General features: G+C 51.2%; 14 protein-coding genes. 13 read left to right on the forward strand and 1 reads right to left on the reverse strand.

Going from position 1 to position 15,250, the window contains the following annotated elements:
- The first annotated feature begins 126 nt into the window (after positions 1-126).
- The 10 genes from MHH82_RS06250 (at position 127) to MHH82_RS06295 (ending at position 10,506) form a co-directional block, all read left to right on the forward strand.
- Positions 127-1,617 carry a sugar ABC transporter ATP-binding protein gene (locus tag MHH82_RS06250; RefSeq protein WP_036662609.1) on the forward strand — a complete coding sequence of 497 codons (1,491 nt, stop codon included), beginning with the start codon at positions 127-129 and terminating at the stop codon, positions 1,615-1,617.
- Complete coding sequence (locus tag MHH82_RS06255) at positions 1,614-2,609, forward strand: ABC transporter permease (protein ID WP_012819364.1); 996 nt, start codon at positions 1,614-1,616, stop codon at positions 2,607-2,609. Before MHH82_RS06250 ends, MHH82_RS06255 begins: the two co-directional genes overlap by 4 nt.
- A gap of 285 nt (positions 2,610-2,894) precedes the next feature.
- Entirely contained in the window at positions 2,895-3,350 is a 456-nt protein-coding gene (locus MHH82_RS06260; protein WP_036662299.1) for an acyl-CoA thioesterase, read from the forward strand.
- A gap of 50 nt (positions 3,351-3,400) precedes the next feature.
- Positions 3,401-4,399 (forward strand): Gfo/Idh/MocA family protein, encoded by a 999-nt coding sequence (locus tag MHH82_RS06265; RefSeq protein ID WP_012819366.1) that lies wholly within the window; start codon positions 3,401-3,403, stop codon positions 4,397-4,399.
- A 128-nt stretch (positions 4,400-4,527) separates the two neighbouring features.
- Positions 4,528-5,604 (forward strand): fatty acid desaturase, encoded by a 1,077-nt coding sequence (locus MHH82_RS06270; RefSeq protein ID WP_145038825.1) that lies wholly within the window; start codon positions 4,528-4,530, stop codon positions 5,602-5,604.
- Between the two features lie 87 nt (positions 5,605-5,691).
- Positions 5,692-6,825, forward strand: coding sequence for a sensor histidine kinase (locus tag MHH82_RS06275; protein WP_012819368.1), 1,134 nt, complete (start codon positions 5,692-5,694; stop codon positions 6,823-6,825).
- Positions 6,822-7,424, forward strand: a complete 603-nt coding sequence (locus MHH82_RS06280; RefSeq protein WP_012819369.1) for a response regulator transcription factor — start codon at positions 6,822-6,824, stop codon at positions 7,422-7,424. The genes MHH82_RS06275 and MHH82_RS06280 overlap by 4 nt, the downstream gene beginning before the upstream one ends.
- Positions 7,425-7,787: 363 nt before the next feature.
- Positions 7,788-9,008, forward strand: coding sequence for a cation:proton antiporter (locus MHH82_RS06285; protein WP_009589754.1), 1,221 nt, complete (start codon positions 7,788-7,790; stop codon positions 9,006-9,008).
- 82 nt (positions 9,009-9,090) lie between these two features.
- Positions 9,091-9,579, forward strand: coding sequence for a cation:proton antiporter regulatory subunit (locus MHH82_RS06290; RefSeq protein WP_009589718.1), 489 nt, complete (start codon positions 9,091-9,093; stop codon positions 9,577-9,579).
- A gap of 177 nt (positions 9,580-9,756) precedes the next feature.
- Positions 9,757-10,506, forward strand: coding sequence for an SDR family NAD(P)-dependent oxidoreductase (locus MHH82_RS06295; RefSeq protein WP_340964405.1), 750 nt, complete (start codon positions 9,757-9,759; stop codon positions 10,504-10,506).
- Positions 10,507-10,609: 103 nt separating this feature from the next.
- Here MHH82_RS06295 and MHH82_RS06300 read toward each other — a convergent pair whose 3' ends face one another.
- Positions 10,610-11,356: a class I SAM-dependent methyltransferase gene (locus MHH82_RS06300; protein WP_340964408.1), complete on the reverse strand. Its 747-nt coding sequence runs from the start codon at positions 11,354-11,356 to the stop codon at positions 10,610-10,612.
- Positions 11,357-11,828: 472 nt separating this feature from the next.
- Between MHH82_RS06300 and MHH82_RS06305 the strand changes: the two genes are divergently transcribed.
- The 3 genes from MHH82_RS06305 to MHH82_RS06315 all read left to right on the forward strand — a co-directional run bounded on the left by MHH82_RS06305 (position 11,829) and on the right by MHH82_RS06315 (position 15,098).
- Positions 11,829-13,013 (forward strand): acyltransferase, encoded by a 1,185-nt coding sequence (locus MHH82_RS06305; protein WP_036662310.1) that lies wholly within the window; start codon positions 11,829-11,831, stop codon positions 13,011-13,013.
- Between the two features lie 153 nt (positions 13,014-13,166).
- Positions 13,167-13,859: a response regulator transcription factor gene (locus tag MHH82_RS06310; RefSeq protein ID WP_340964413.1), complete on the forward strand. Its 693-nt coding sequence runs from the start codon at positions 13,167-13,169 to the stop codon at positions 13,857-13,859.
- Positions 13,860-13,880: 21 nt separating this feature from the next.
- Positions 13,881-15,098, forward strand: a complete 1,218-nt coding sequence (locus tag MHH82_RS06315) for a sensor histidine kinase (protein ID WP_340964416.1) — start codon at positions 13,881-13,883, stop codon at positions 15,096-15,098.
- Positions 15,099-15,250 lie beyond the last annotated feature (152 nt).

Consider the following 15,250-nt stretch of genomic DNA (forward strand, 5'->3'; position numbering starts at 1 on the left):
GCGCTCTTGTCGGTCATCGATAGGGGCGCCCTATCCTATTTGAAGGGAAGAATACACTTGCGAAGCGTGATGGAGCCAACAACTGCCAGCTCGACCGACATTTCGGGAGCGGCACCCTTACTTCAAATGAAGCACATATCGATCTCTTTTCCAGGCGTTAAGGCGTTGACCGATGTTGACTTTCAGACGACTGCGGGAACGGCTCATGCGTTGATCGGTGCGAATGGCGCGGGAAAGTCTACCTTAATGAAGATTCTATCGGGAGCGTATACCCATTACGAGGGCGAGATCTGGATCGACGGAAGCAGGGCGGACATCCGTTCACCGAAGGAAGCAAAGGACCTGGGCATTCAGATCGTCTATCAAGAGGTGGATACCGCGCTCATTCCGAACCTGACGGTCGGCGAGAACATCATGCTCGACCGGACGGTTCACGATATGGGCAAACGGCACTTGATCCGTTGGAAGGAGCTCCATCGGGAAGCCGAATCGATTCTTGCGCGGATGAATATCCGGGTCCCGGTCAAAAAGCTGATTTCGGAGCTGACGCTGGCGGAGAAGCAGATGGTGCTGATCGCCAGAGCCGTTTCCAAACAGTGCCGCATTCTGGTGCTGGACGAGCCGACCGCGCCGCTCAGCCATAGCGAGACGGAGCAGCTGTTCAAGCTGGTGCGCAAGCTGAAGCAGGACGGAGTCGGCATTATTTTCATATCTCACCGGCTGCCGGAGCTGTACGAAATCTGCGATGACATTACGATCATGCGGGACGGTTTGCTGGTGAAGAGCGACCGCATCGCGAATATCGATCAGCCGAAAGTGGTGGAATACATGCTGGGCTCCAAGATGGACCAGCAGTTTCCCCACATCGAGCGAGACATCGGTCCTGCGCGGTTAGAGGTAAAAGGCATGTACGACCCGGGCAAAATCAACGGCGTTAATCTGAGCCTCCGCCAAGGGGAGATCGTCGGTTTGGCAGGCCTTGTCGGGGCCGGGAAAACCGAGCTGTGCCGGGCGGTATTCGGGGCTTCCGGCACGTCAACCGGCGAGATGAGACTGGATGGAAAAAAGCTGCGCATCCGCTCGCCGCATGATGCCGTGCGGAACGGCATTGCGCTCGTACCCGAGGAGCGCCGCCGGGAAGGCGTGTTCGTGGAAGAGCCGGTGTCCGTCAATTTAACGGCCGCGGTGCTGTCCCAATTTTCCAAATGGGGTTCCTGGCTAAGCTTTGGCAGGGAGAAACAGGCGGCGAGAGAGATGATCGAGTCGCTCGGGATCAAAACTCCAAGCGAGAGAGCGCGGGTGAGAAACCTGTCCGGGGGCAACCAGCAGAAGGTGGCGATCGGCAAATGGCTGCTGGCCGATGCGGACGTGTATATTTTCGATGAGCCGACCAAGGGCGTTGACGTTGGCGCGAAGCGGGATATTTTCAAGCTGGTGGCCGAGCTGGCCAAGCGGGGGAAATGCGTGCTGTACGCTACAAGCGAGCTGTCGGAAATCGTGGGCATCACCGACCGGGTGTATGTAATGTATGACGGCCGCATCACGAAGGAGCTGACAACGCGGTCAACGAATGAAGAGGAATTATTGCTTTACTGCACAGGAGGCGGGTTGACATGAATACAGCAAGACCTGTTAAGGAGAAGCCGGCGGCTAGCTTCGCATTCGATTTTCTGTATAAATACGGCACGTTGATTACGGTATTCGTACTTATTCTCGTATTCGGGACCGTTGCCGACAACTTTTTGAATACAAGCAACATTATTAACATTCTCCGTTCGATCTCGATCGTGACGATCATTGCCGTAGGACTGACCGTATCGCTCGCCGTTGGCGGCTTTGACCTGTCCGTCGGCTCGACGGCCTCCCTGGCAAACGCGCTGGTCATATCCATGTTCGTCTGGCACGGGCAAAACATCGGCATCGGCATCGGCCTCACACTGCTGTTCTGCCTGGCCGTCGGGCTGATCAACGCGTTTCTGGTCATCAATTTCAAGATCGACGACATGCTGATGACCCTGGCGACGATGTTTATCTTCCAGGGCGTTGCCCTGACGTATACCCGGGGGGCTACCATCTCCCAGAATATGATCATGCCGAGCGGGGACTTTGCCACCGGTAAAATTCCGGCGCTGTTCGAGAAGATCGGGCAGGTGCCATGGATCATTATCATTATGGTTCTCGTGGTCCTCGTGGTCCATCTGTTCCTGACCTATACGAAACACGGACGGTACATGTACATGATCGGGGGCAACCGCGAAGCGGCGGCTTTATCCGGGATCCCGGTGAGTAAATACCGTCTGATCGCTTATCTGGTCTCCGCATTGTTTGCCGCCATCGGTGGCATTATCCTCGGGGCTCGCGTCATGACGGCCGAGGTCAACTCCGGCGGGCCCTATCTTATGGATGCCGTTGCCGCGACTTTCATCGGATACTCCGTATTTGGAGCCGGCAAGCCGAACGCGCTCGGGACCTTTGTCGGCGCTGTGTTGATCGGCATACTGCAAAACGGTCTGATCATGCTGTCCGTGCCGTATTATGCGATGGATATCGTCAAGGGCTCGGTGCTGGCGCTCGCGCTGGCCCTAACCTACTATAAGAAGAGACATTGATGGCGAATCGGCACGTGCTATGACCCAGCTAGTTCCATTCATACTATCGAGACCATCCCTCCCGTGATCCTGATCGGGGGCGGATGGTTTTTTTCATGGTTTGTTTCTATAGGTGGCAACCTATGGGAGGAAAATGAATTCAAGCCATATTCCAAGGGCGTCAGGAATAATATCCATCATTTGGTTATTTAGTTGACGGACGCAGCGGGTATTCATTATCCTTGTATAAGACTGGTTTAGCATTGTACATACATTTCCCTCTTATAAAGAGAAAGGGGACTCATCATGAAAAAAACAACCTTCATACAACCGGATCCCAAGTCCTGGCTGGACACGTTTCACTTTGAAATTCCGATAAAGATTAGGTACTGCGAAACGGATATGCTGGGTCATGTCAATAACGTCAGTTATTTCATGTATTTTGAGCAGGGACGCATTGAATATTTCGAGAATCTGGGATTGACCGACGAGCTGTTCGGCGATCAAAAGGTGTCGGTTGTTGCGGATCTGGAGTGCCAGTATTTGGCGCAAATGTATCTGAAGGACCCGCTTAGGCTTCATGTGCGGGTGGCTGAGATCGGACGCTCCTCCATGGACATTCAATATGCGATCGTAGTGGACGGCGCCTTGAAGGCAGCCGGCCGCGGAACCATCGTGCTCATCGAGACCGCTTCAGGCAAGAGCACGCCGATTCCGGATTCGGCACGCGAACGAATTTCGGCTTTTGAAGGATGGATGTAAGCCAACGACAAAGATCAATCAGGATAAACCATGAAGGGAAGGGATAAGGGATGAACATCCGTTTTGCCATTATCGGCACAAACTGGATCACCGAGAGGTTTCTCCAGTCGGCACTGGAGACGGAAGAATTTATTCTAGCTGCCGTATACTCCCGTACGGAAGAGAAAGGCAGGGCTTTTGCGGCTAAGTACGCGGATCCCAAGGTCTACACGGATCTTGAGGCAATGGTGCAGGATGACGAAATTGATGCGGTATACATTGCGAGTCCGAATTCCTATCACGTGGACCAGGCAATATTATGCATGAACCACGGGAAACACGTCCTCTGTGAGAAGCCGATGGCTTCCAACGCGGTCGAAGTGGCCGCCATGATCGAAGCCGCGAAGAACAATGACGTTCTGTTGATGGAGGCATTGAAGTCGACGCTGATGCCGAACTTCAAGACCGTCCGGGACAACTTGTACAAGCTGGGCCCGATACGGCGTTATTTTGCAAGTTATTGCCAATACTCCTCCCGTTATGACGCGTTCAAGCAGGGGACAGTACTGAATGCGTTCAACCCTGAATATTCCAACGGCTCTCTAATGGACCTGGGGATTTATTGCCTGTACCCGATGGTGACCCTGTTCGGAAAACCGGACACGGTGAAGGCTTCCGGCTACATGCTGTCTTCCGGGGTTGACGGCGAAGGCAGTCTGCTGTTGTCCTATCCCGAGATGGATGCCGTCATCATGCATTCCAAAATCAGCGATTCCCTTGCCCCTACCGAAATTCAGGGCGAGAACGGCACGATGATCATCGACAAAATCAATCAGCCGTACGATGTGAAGATCCGCTACAGAGACGGCACCATCGAGAACGTGACCCAGCTGCAAACGCATGAATCGATGTATTACGAAGCCCGGGAATTTATCGATTTGATCCGGTGCGGCGAACGGGAAAGTTCAATCAACACCCATGCCAACTCGCTCATTACGGCCGAAATTATGCAGGAAGCCAGAAGCCAGATCGGACTGCGGTTCCCGGCGGATTCCCGCACTGATATATGATATTTGTCATACTCCCGAAATGACGTTTATGACTACGACGCGCATGACATTCTAACTATACTTAAATTAGACAAGTGCGTGATAGCTTGATAACGTCCTTGCGCTTCATTTCGAGGAGGAAGACAACTATGGCTAAACCCGATAACAAATTGTCCAGCTTGAAAAAGAATGTTGCCCCTTATGAAGAAATTGACACAAAGGCGAGTATAGGTCAGCTTTTCAATACACTGGTTCCCTTGATACTGCTATGGTATGCAGCCTATTTAAGCTTATCCGTATCGTACTGGCTAACCATTCCCATAGCCGTGGTTGCTTCGGGTTTTGTTGTCCGGACGTTTATCATATTCCATGACTGCTGTCACGGATCTTTCTTCAAGAGCCGCAAGGCTAACAAAATTCTCGGCACGATTACGGGCGTGCTTACGCTGTGCCCTTACGAGCAATGGAAGAACACCCACGCGATCCATCACGCGACGAGCAGCAATCTCGATAAGCGGGGAATCGGCGATATGTGGGTATTAACCGTTGAAGAATATGGGGCAGCTTCCTTTTGGCAGCGTCTGTACTATCGGGTGTACCGTAACCCGATCGTGATGTTCGGTCTGGGTCCCATCGCCATATTTCTGATCTCCTACCGTTTCAACCGCAAAGGCGCGAGACGCAAGGAGAAGATCAGTAACTATACAACGAATATTCTGATTGTCGCTTTGTATGCATTGTTGTGCTGGGCGATCGGATGGCAGGCATTTCTGCTCGTTCAAGCTCCGATCTTCATGGTTTCCGGGATGCTTGGCATTTGGTTGTTCTACGTGCAGCATCAATTCGAGGAAACGTATTACGAGCATGATGAAGAGTGGAGTTATATCAATGCAGCCGTAGAAGGCAGCTCTTATTACAAACTTCCGAAGGTTCTGCAATGGATCACGGGCAACATCGGCTTCCATCATGTCCACCATTTGAGCCCGAAGGTGCCTAACTATAACTTGGAGAAGGCGCATGAAGCCGCTCCCCCGCTGCAGAAGGCAACCACGATTACGCTGAAGACCAGTTTGAAATCCATTCGTTTCCGTCTGTGGGATGAAGATAAAAAGGTGTTTATCACGTTTAAGGAAGCGCGTCAGTCGCTTCGCAAGCCGCAGGAATCCGCACTGACGAAGGCGGAGAAGAACCTGGCGAGCCCAAGACCCAGGGTCCAGCGCGAATAGATTCCTGAGTCATGATGCTATAATGGATCACGGATTCGCTAAGGCTAGTAAATGAATTAAGCTTGAACCGACAGAAGGTGGGACTCCATGCAGAAATGGTATCAGATCTTTCATAAAAGCACGGGACTGAGCCCTTACGTATGGGTTGTCTTCTACATCCTTCCGTTCTATTTCATCTTCCGGTCGACCTCGACCTATCAGATCGTGATCGGCGTTCTGATGATCGTGATGTTCTTCGCTTTCTATGTGCTGTCATTTCTGTCCAAAGGCTGGCTCGTCTATTTCTGGACGAGTCTGCAAATTTTAATATCGGTTACGATGTCCGTGGTATTCGGATATATCTATTTTTCGCTGTTCCTGGCATTCTTCATCGGGAACATCAAGAATAAGGCCGGGTTTATCACGCTGTACTCCATCCACTTGGTTACGACCATTATTACGGTGAATTATGGATTGTTAACGCGGAATCCGTTCTTCATCACGCAGCTGCCATTCGTGCTTGTGAGTGTGGTAGGGGTCATTCTGCTGCCCGTGACAAACTATAACCGGAATAAGAACGATCAGCTGCAGGGCCAGCTGGAGGATGCCAACAAACGGATTTCGGAGTTGGTGAAGCTGGAGGAACGCCAGCGCATTGCCCGGGATTTGCATGATACGCTGGGGCAAAAGCTGTCTCTTATCGGCCTCAAAAGCGATTTGGCCGGCAAGTTGATGAAGCAGGATATGGAAAGGGCCCAAGCCGAGATCAACGATGTCCGTCAGACGGCCCGAACCGCACTGAAGGAAGTGCGCGAGATGGTGACGCGGATGCGGGGGACCCGGCTTGCGGATGAAATCTTCCGTATTCGGCAAATCTTGAAGGCGGCGCAGATCGAGTTGACCTTTGAGGGTACGTTGGAGCCGGAGAATCTGTCGTTAATGAATGAAAATGTGATCAGCATGTGCCTGAAAGAGGCAGTGAATAACATCGTGAAGCATAGCAATGCCACGGCCTGCTCCATTGTGATCGAATCCACGGAAACGGATCTGATTGCCAGGGTGAAGGACAATGGAACCGGGTTCGTGACGGACGCGAAAAACCGCGGCAACGGGCTGCGGGGAATGAGAGAGCGGCTTGAATTCGTGAACGGAAGCATGGAGTTTGCTTCAGGCGAGGGGACTACGCTTGTCCTTCGAGTCCCTAATGTGCTCAGAATGCCGGATAAGGAGGCGGGAATATGATCCGAATCGTCATTGCCGAAGATCAGCGGCTGCTGCTTGGAGCCTTGGCCTCACTGCTGGATCTGGAAGAGGATATGCAGGTGGTCGGGACGGCGGGCAACGGCAAGGATGCCGTACAGCTTGTCAAACTTCATATGCCGGATATCTGCATCATGGATATTGAGATGCCGATCATGAACGGGCTTGAAGCCGCCGAGGAGATCAAGGGTTATGGCTGCAAGGTGATGATCCTGACGACCTTTGCCCGGCCCGGGTATTTCGAGCGTGCCGTGAAAGCGGGCGCCAACGCTTACCTGCTAAAGGACAGCCCGAGCGAGGAGCTGGCTGCGTCCATTCGCAGCATTATGGCAGGCAGGCGTATCTACGCCTCCGAGCTGGTGGATGAAGCGTATTCCGGTGAAGAGAATCCGCTGACGGAGCGGGAAAAGGAAGTGCTGGGCCTCATCGCGGACGGCAAGAATACGAAGGAAATTGCCAATCAGCTGTTTATAACCACGGGAACCGTGCGTAATTACATTTCCGTTATTCTTGATAAGCTTGGCGTCAGCAACCGGATCGAAGCGATCACGCGTTTCAAGGAAAAAGGCTGGTTTAAATAGTGCAAAGAAGAGCAAAACCCCGCGGTTGCAGCCGCGGGGCTTTTTTTCGTGCGCATAAGAAAAACGAAAACCAGGAAGAAGGTGAACATGCCGCTTAAAATAATGGATTTTTTTACCTGGTATTGTATGCAATAAAGTGTATATTTATTCATTTAATGGAGCTTGAATGCGATTGTGGATAGATTTTATATTTTTTGGAAACAATGAAATCGCTAATAAAAATAAGCCTGTTTTTAAATGACGCCATTTCCTGCATAAAAGGCAATCAAGCAAATATATTGCAGTTCCTTTGTAAATGTATGCATTTTTATGTATAATAGTAATGATTGCCAGAAGTCAAATTTGAGGAGGAGGAGGTCTTCTATGGACCATATGATGTTTGAGGTTGGAACTGCTCTGATTCTGGTTGCTATAGCCTCCGTAATTGCTGGAAAGCTCAAGTTCTCGATCATACCGTTCTTGATTGTGCTCGGGATGCTTGTCGGTCCGCATGCACCAACGATAGGGATTCTTGACTTTAAGTTTATTGAGAGCCAGGGGATCATCGATTTTCTGGGACAGATCGGTATTCTATTCCTGCTCTTTTACCTTGGTCTTGAATTTTCGGTTCAAAAATTGATCAAGTCCGGACGAAACATTGTGGTAGGCGGAACCGTATATGTAGTATTGAACTTCGTGCTGGGTGTGGCTTACGGTTTCGTGATCAATATGCCTCTGTACGAGACGCTGATCATTGCAGGAATGCTGTCGGTTTCCTCCAGCGCCATCGTCGCTAAGGTGCTTGTGGATCTGCGGCGCACGGGGAATGCGGAGACGGAACTCATACTCGGCATGATTTTGTTCGATGATATTTTCCTTGCCGTGTTCTTATCGATTATGTCGGGACTGCTGTTAGGCGGGGCTACATCGATAGGGGCAACGATCCTCTCGGTTTGCATTTCCATAGGTTACATGCTGTTGTTCTTTGTTATTGCGAGAAAAGGTCCACCCATACTTAACAAATTGCTGAATATTACGTCCAGCGAGATTTTCATTATCGTAGTGTTCTCGTCGATGTTCTTTATTGCCGGGTTTTCGGAGACGCTGCACGTAGCCGAAGCGATCGGCGCGCTGCTGTTCGGACTGGCTTTATCGGAGACGGATCATAGCGAACGGATCGAGCAACTGGTCATACCTTTCCGTGATTTCTTTGGAGCGATCTTCTTCTTCAGCTTCGGTCTCGGCATCGATCCGACCACGCTGGGGAATGCGCTATGGCTGGCTCTTGGCGCCGTGGTACTGACCATAATCGGCAACCTGGTCGCAGGCATGATAGCGGGGCGCAAGGCCGGACTATCGCATAAATCGTCGCTTAACATCGGATTGACTATTATGGCGCGCGGGGAGTTCACGATTATCGTTGCGAATCTGGGACTTGCAGGCGGACTGTCCGCGATGCTGAAACCATTCTCGGCACTCTATGTCCTGATTCTCGCGATTCTTGGGCCCTTATTGGCCAAGGAGTCGAAGCGCGTGTACCGTGGAATGAATAAAATATTCAAATGGAGCGATCCAGTGGAGAAAGTGAAAAAAAGGAATGCATAGGGAAGCCCGGGATGATTTACTTTCTTCCAACTAATCTATATAATCTAGAGATTGAATTAACCCCAGAACGGAGGATTTACACATGAGTATTATTCGCGAATCTGATCTGCCGGGTATCGGGAAGAAGTTCCTTATTCAGGCGAGATCAGGGGATAAGCTGGTTGTTGTTATTCATGACGATGGCCGTAGAGAGTTGTACCACTTTGAAGATGACGATCCTGAGGAGACCATCTCCCAGATTACATTAGAGGATGACGAGGCAAGACAAATCGCAGGCATTATCGGCGGCATGACGTATAAACCGAAAGCGCTGGAGACCATCGAAGTGACGCTCGAAGATTTGATCATCGAATGGGCGCGAATCGAGCCGCATTACAAATGCGTGGGACAATCCATTGCAGGGCTTCAGGTTCGTCAACGTACTGGCGCTAATGTATTAGCGATTGTGAACAAGAAAGAGCAGAAAATCAATCCGGGTCCGGACGACATCCTGACAGCAGGATCGACGCTGGTGCTTGCGGGCGAGCGCAAGCAGATCAAGCAGCTGAAAGAACTGCTGGTCAACGGCTAATAACGAATAGCTTCACAGGTCTTTAGTTGATCCTGTCGTAACACGTAAGCAGCAAGCTCCTCCATGGGTGAGGGGCTTGCTTTTTTTTGCATGGATCCTTTAAATTTGAAATTTTTCGCGAAATGATCTATCTTTGATAGTGAGGCTATCATTTTCGAGAAAGAGGGCGTATACAGCATGAAATTGAAAGACAAAGTAGCTATAATTACGGGCGGTGCCGGCGGAATCGGCAGCGGCATGGCTCTGGCCATGGCCAAGGAAGGCGCCAAGGTCGTCATCGTGGACGTGAATGAGGATAAGGGTCGCGAAACGGAGAAAGCGCTGAGGGCATATAGCGATTCGATGTTTATTAACGGCGATATTACGAATAAAGCCTCGATTAAAGGAATCGTGGATGACGTTGTGAACACCTACGGCAGACTGGATATTCTCGTTAACAACGCGCATGTGTCCAAGCAGGTACCCATTGTGGAAACAACCGATGAAGTGATGGCATTGTCGTTCAATACCGGATTCTATCCGACGTTTTATTTCATGCAGGAATGTTATCCTCATCTGAAAGCAGCCAAGGGCAAGGTGATCAATTTTGCATCCGGTGCGGGACTGTCCGGCATGGTGAACCAGGCCTCCTACGCCGCAGCGAAAGAAGCGATCCGGGGGCTGTCACGCGTGGCTGCCAACGAGTGGGGAGCGGACGGCATCAATGTCAATCTGATCAGTCCGATCGCGCTGACGCCGGGCGTAGAGCAGTGGAAGCAGGCATTTCCGGAAGCGTATCAAGAAATGGTCGATAAGATTCCGCTCAAAAAAATGGGCGATCCCGAGCAGGATATCGGACGCGTGGCCGTGTTCTTGGCTAGCTCCGATTCCGATTACATCACCGGCCAAACGCTGATGGTGGACGGCGGTTCCATCATGCTGAGATAATATACGATGCCGATTTCTAAAAAAAAGCGCCAAGGGCTGTGCCCCTTGTGCGCTTTTTCTGTTTAATAGCCGTAGACTGCGGGTTATAACCAGGGAGGACCGGCTATTTCCGTGCCACGATCATAAACCGTGCGGAATTCGTCCGGATTCCGCGATCTGTGCGATGCTCTTCGATGAATTGCTGCAGGATGCGGAAATCCGATTCCTCCTGTCCGAATCCGGGAATGATGGGCGTGTGCTTGAGCAGGAAGATAAGATCCTCCTCACGCTCATAGTACTCGACGGCATCATATTCAGCGCATTGGATATTGCGAAACCCTGCTAGCTGAAGTTCCCTCTTGTATTCCTCCATTAAAGCGCCGTCTTCGCGGGAGGATTGTCCTCTGCCGAAGGCTTGGGCCAGATTAGCTTTATCGCATTCGCGAACCTGCTGCGTTAGAAACACGCCATCATCGGTTAATACCCTGGCAACCTCCGAAGCACGGAAAGGGGAGTGCCGGCATGAAATCAAATCGAAAAACGCCTCCGGGAATTGAAGCACCCCTGCATCCATCTGGACAAAGCGTACGTTGGAAGCCGCAGCCTTCCGTTTGTTACTCCGGGCAGTCTCTATCATCGCATGGGAAAGATCGATTCCAACCAGCAATGCCGCCTTCGAGGCGATGGACAACAAGTTCTCTCCGCCTCCCGTGCCGATATCCAGCAGAGCGTCGGATGATGTGCACCGCTTGCTCACCTCATCGTAAAAATTCCACTCCACGCCTTCCGAGATCCATCTGACCTTGCTGAAATCCCAGCCGTTTAAGGCTCCTACGATATCATAAAATGACTTGTATTCCTGTGATTTCATATATATTGTTCACCTTTTCAATTGAGATAAAATGGGATGCTGAAAACAGATCGTCTCTTATTCGTTCGCAGCCAGTTCCTGTGATTCCGGCTAGGCCCGGTCCAGTATGATAGACCGGGCCTAACTACTTCGAACGGCAAGGATCCTAATCAGCATCCAATTCACCCCAATTAAAGATTATTTTTAAGAGATAAGAAAGTATCAGCTTCAGAGGTTTGCCATCCTTATCTCGCAAGAAAAACTTCCGCTATACGCGGTCTGTCTTCTGAGAAAGTACGTCGATAGATGTTTTTCTTATTGTAAGAGCAAGGATATTTTGGGATCAAGTAGAATTTTATTAGGAGCATCACCAGAATCTTAAGCAATCGTTAAGAATTTGGAAGCAAGGCGTTAAGAAATGTTTACTATACTTATTGAATTGTTTCGGTTTGGAACGAGAAAAATTAGGACTTTGAAATGAGAGGGTACTGCCATGAACAAAATGAATTCTCTGCCAAGGGAGCGTCTTCCCGAGCTGCAATTGGTCCGCGCATTCGCCATTATCGGCGTGCTGTCCGTTCACTCGACATCGTATGCCGTATCGGCCATGACGGACTCCAAATACTTTTTCATCTACAATTTTATGAACATCTTCATGAAATACGGAACGCCGACGTTTATATTTTTGAGCAGCCTGGTACTCTTCTACAATTATTATGACCGCCCTACGACCAAGAAGCTGATCGGCGGATTCTACAAGAAAAGATTGCTGTACATCATCATCCCGTATACACTCTTTTCCGTGTTTTACTTCGGGCTGCTGCACTATCTGCATTATCAAGGCAGGCCGTTTGGCGAGACGATGGAGAGTTTTATTCAAAAGCTGTTGACCGGCAAAGCGTATACGCATCTGTACTTCGTGTTTATCAGCATTCAGTTTTATGTGCTGTTTCCGCTGGTGCTGTGGTTGTTCAAGAAGATGCCGCAGCTTGCAAAATGGGCGATTCCGATTGGACTGGTGTTCCAGTGGACGTTTATACTGATGAATAAGTATTATTGGCAGGTGCCGAATAAGGGAAGCTGGGCCTTGTCCTATATAGCTTACTTCATGCTGGGCGCTTTTATCGGCATCTATTATCCGAAACTCAAGGCCTGGCTTGTGATCAGCCGTTCCAACGCACAGCCTTACCGCATCGCGGCTTGGACGATGCTGTGGATCGCATGGGCAGCTGCCGGTCTCGGCCATGTGTACATTTATTACAACAACCGTCTTCACGGAACCGGATATAATTCAACGCTGTACGAGCTGCTGTGGAATATGCATACTTACTTTGGGGCGCTTGTCCTGCTCCAGTTCGCCATTCTGTTCTACCGGGCCGGGGTACGCGGATGGACGCCCGCGCTGGAGAGACTGGGGGCCGTATCCTTCGGGATTTATCTCATTCATCCGTTCTTTCTGCTCGTCTACCGTCAATTCCCGTTAACCACGGGGAACTCGATCCTGACCCATCTGTGGTATGCAGGCGGTTTTGCGGCAGCCTTAGGCTGTTCATGGATCGTCGTGGAATTGACGGTTCGCTATATACCGGGCTCATGGGTGATTTTCGGTAATATTCCGAAGGCGAAGAGATCGGGTAAACCAACCGATACGCCGGCTGTGCCGCTTTCCGGTTCCTAGCCTGTTTCGCAAGAATAGGACGTATACCCGACGAGGCATGGCCATGGCGAAAGGAAACCAAAACAGCAGCATCGCCCGGCCTGACAACATCCATGGAGCAAGAGGACGTAAAAGGCGTTATGCTGACTGCCGCTTTATGATCAAGGAGGAGCCATGTCTGGAGTTACGATACTGATGGTTGACGATGAAACCGAAATTTTGAAATTGATGGAGATTTACGTCAGGAATGAGGGTTATACGCTGCTCACCGCATCTCATGGCCTGGAAGCGCTGGAGATTCTAAAAACGCAAAAAGTGGATTTGATCATTCTCGATGTCATGATGCCGCAGATGGATGGCATCCAGGCATGCATGAAGATTCGGGAGGAGAACAACACGCCCATTATCATGCTGTCCGCCAAGAGCCAGGAGATTGACAAGATCGCCGGACTCAGCATCGGCGCGGATGATTACGTGACCAAACCGTTCAGTCCGCTGGAACTGGTCGCAAGGATCAAATCGCAGCTCCGCCGGTACAAACAGCTGAACAATCAATCGGTGCGGGACGAGAACGAAATCCAGATCGATGAGCTGATCCTCAATGTCGCGTCCCACCGGGTAACGGTGGCCGGCAGGGAGATTAAGCTGACGCCGCGCGAATTCTCCCTGCTGCATACGCTGGCCATCAACCGCGGACTCGTGCTGAGCATGGACAAGATTTATACCGAGGTATGGAACGAGCCGTTCATGGAATCGAAGAACACGGTCATGGTCCATATTCGCAAGCTGCGCGAGAAAATCGAGAAGGATCCGCAGCAGCCGGAATACATTAAGACGGTATGGGGAATCGGTTACAAAATAGAGTAAACTTAACCAGAGGTGACTGACTTGAAAGGATTGAAGCTTCATAGCATCCGCCTGAAGATGCTGCTTATGCTGCTGGCCAGCATCGGCATCGCGGCCGCCCTGCTTATCATACTCTATGCGTTAAGCACGCTGGTGCTCTCCATTCCGGCCATCAACCCGCCGCTTGCCTGGATCGTCAATAACCTCGGTTCGAAGCCGGTTATGTTGTTCACGGGCATCATTCTTTTTTTGGCAAGCTATTATATGGGCACGAGGTGGTTTGCCCTGGATCTGCGGAAGGTAGAGACCGGTCTTCAGGACATCACGGCCGGACGATTCGATTCCAGAATCGAGCTCGACACCCGGGACGAAGTAGGCGCCGTCGCTGCCGGCATTAACCGCATGACCGAGCAGCTGAACGCGTACCTGGAGGAAATCACGCATGGCCTCCGCGAGATTGCCAAGGGGAATTTCGATACCGAGATTCCTGTTCGTTCAGGCAGCCAGCTGGGCGAGGTCGCCGAGAGCATCAACCAGATGAGCAGGCAGCTTCACCAATCCATTCTGGAGGAGCGCCATGCGGAGAAAACGAAGAATGATCTGATCACGGGGGTATCCCATGATCTCCGGACGCCGCTGACATCGATACTGGGGTTTCTGGAGGTTATCGAGGAAGACCGGTACCAGGATGAAGTAGAGCTGCGGTATTACGTGAATATCGCTTATGAGAAAGCGCAGAATCTGAAGAAGCTGATCGATGACCTGTTCGAATACACGAGGATCAATAACGGGCTTCCGCTGGATATTAGGGAGATCGATATGGCTCAGTTCATGAGACAGCTGATCGAGGAATTCGTGCCGTCCTTGGAGAAAGCCGGGATGGAATGCAAGCTTGCGGCGGAGGAAGGCCTCGTTATTCGGGCAGACGGCGCCCAGCTTGTCCGGGCTTACGAGAATCTGATATCCAATGCGATCCGGTACGGAGAGTCGGGACACAGGATCGACATCGCCGTCCGCAGCGTTGGCGGTCAGGTGAGCATCAGCTTCACCAACTACGGCGATCCGATTCCCGAGCGGGATTTGCCTTTCATCTTCGATCGCTTCTACCGCGTGGAGGCTTCCCGTTCGAAGCAGACCGGGGGCACCGGTCTGGGACTGGCGATCACGAAGAGCATCGTGGAGGTCCAGGGCGGCGAAATCCGGGTTCGGAGCGACCGGCAGCGGACGACCTTTGAAACCCGCTTTCCCAAAGTCGTATAGCAGCAGTTCGCTTGCCGCACGGTGGTCGTTCTGCATTGCGAAGCAATTGAGGCAGCCCAAGCGAACGCTCCCTTCGAGGGAGCGTTTTTATATGATCCTGAGAAGGGCTCCCCGATCGCTGCTGCAAGGACCCTATGGAATTGTTCAGTTTT

Source organism: Bacillus sp. FSL K6-6540 (assembly GCF_038007545.1).

Coding starts and splice junctions, on each gene's coding strand:
- MHH82_RS06255 (WP_012819364.1), top strand. CDS start 1,614: ATGAATACAGCAAGACCTGTTAAGGAGAAGCCGGCGGCTAGCTTCGCA.
- MHH82_RS06280 (WP_012819369.1), top strand. CDS start 6,822: ATGATCCGAATCGTCATTGCCGAAGATCAGCGGCTGCTGCTTGGAGCC.
- MHH82_RS06300 (WP_340964408.1), bottom strand. CDS start 11,356: ATGAAATCACAGGAATACAAGTCATTTTATGATATCGTAGGAGCCTTA.
- MHH82_RS06260 (WP_036662299.1), top strand. CDS start 2,895: ATGAAAAAAACAACCTTCATACAACCGGATCCCAAGTCCTGGCTGGAC.
- MHH82_RS06285 (WP_009589754.1), top strand. CDS start 7,788: ATGGACCATATGATGTTTGAGGTTGGAACTGCTCTGATTCTGGTTGCT.
- MHH82_RS06250 (WP_036662609.1), top strand. CDS start 127: ATGAAGCACATATCGATCTCTTTTCCAGGCGTTAAGGCGTTGACCGAT.
- MHH82_RS06270 (WP_145038825.1), top strand. CDS start 4,528: ATGGCTAAACCCGATAACAAATTGTCCAGCTTGAAAAAGAATGTTGCC.
- MHH82_RS06295 (WP_340964405.1), top strand. CDS start 9,757: ATGAAATTGAAAGACAAAGTAGCTATAATTACGGGCGGTGCCGGCGGA.
- MHH82_RS06275 (WP_012819368.1), top strand. CDS start 5,692: ATGCAGAAATGGTATCAGATCTTTCATAAAAGCACGGGACTGAGCCCT.
- MHH82_RS06265 (WP_012819366.1), top strand. CDS start 3,401: ATGAACATCCGTTTTGCCATTATCGGCACAAACTGGATCACCGAGAGG.
- MHH82_RS06305 (WP_036662310.1), top strand. CDS start 11,829: ATGAACAAAATGAATTCTCTGCCAAGGGAGCGTCTTCCCGAGCTGCAA.
- MHH82_RS06310 (WP_340964413.1), top strand. CDS start 13,167: ATGTCTGGAGTTACGATACTGATGGTTGACGATGAAACCGAAATTTTG.
- MHH82_RS06290 (WP_009589718.1), top strand. CDS start 9,091: ATGAGTATTATTCGCGAATCTGATCTGCCGGGTATCGGGAAGAAGTTC.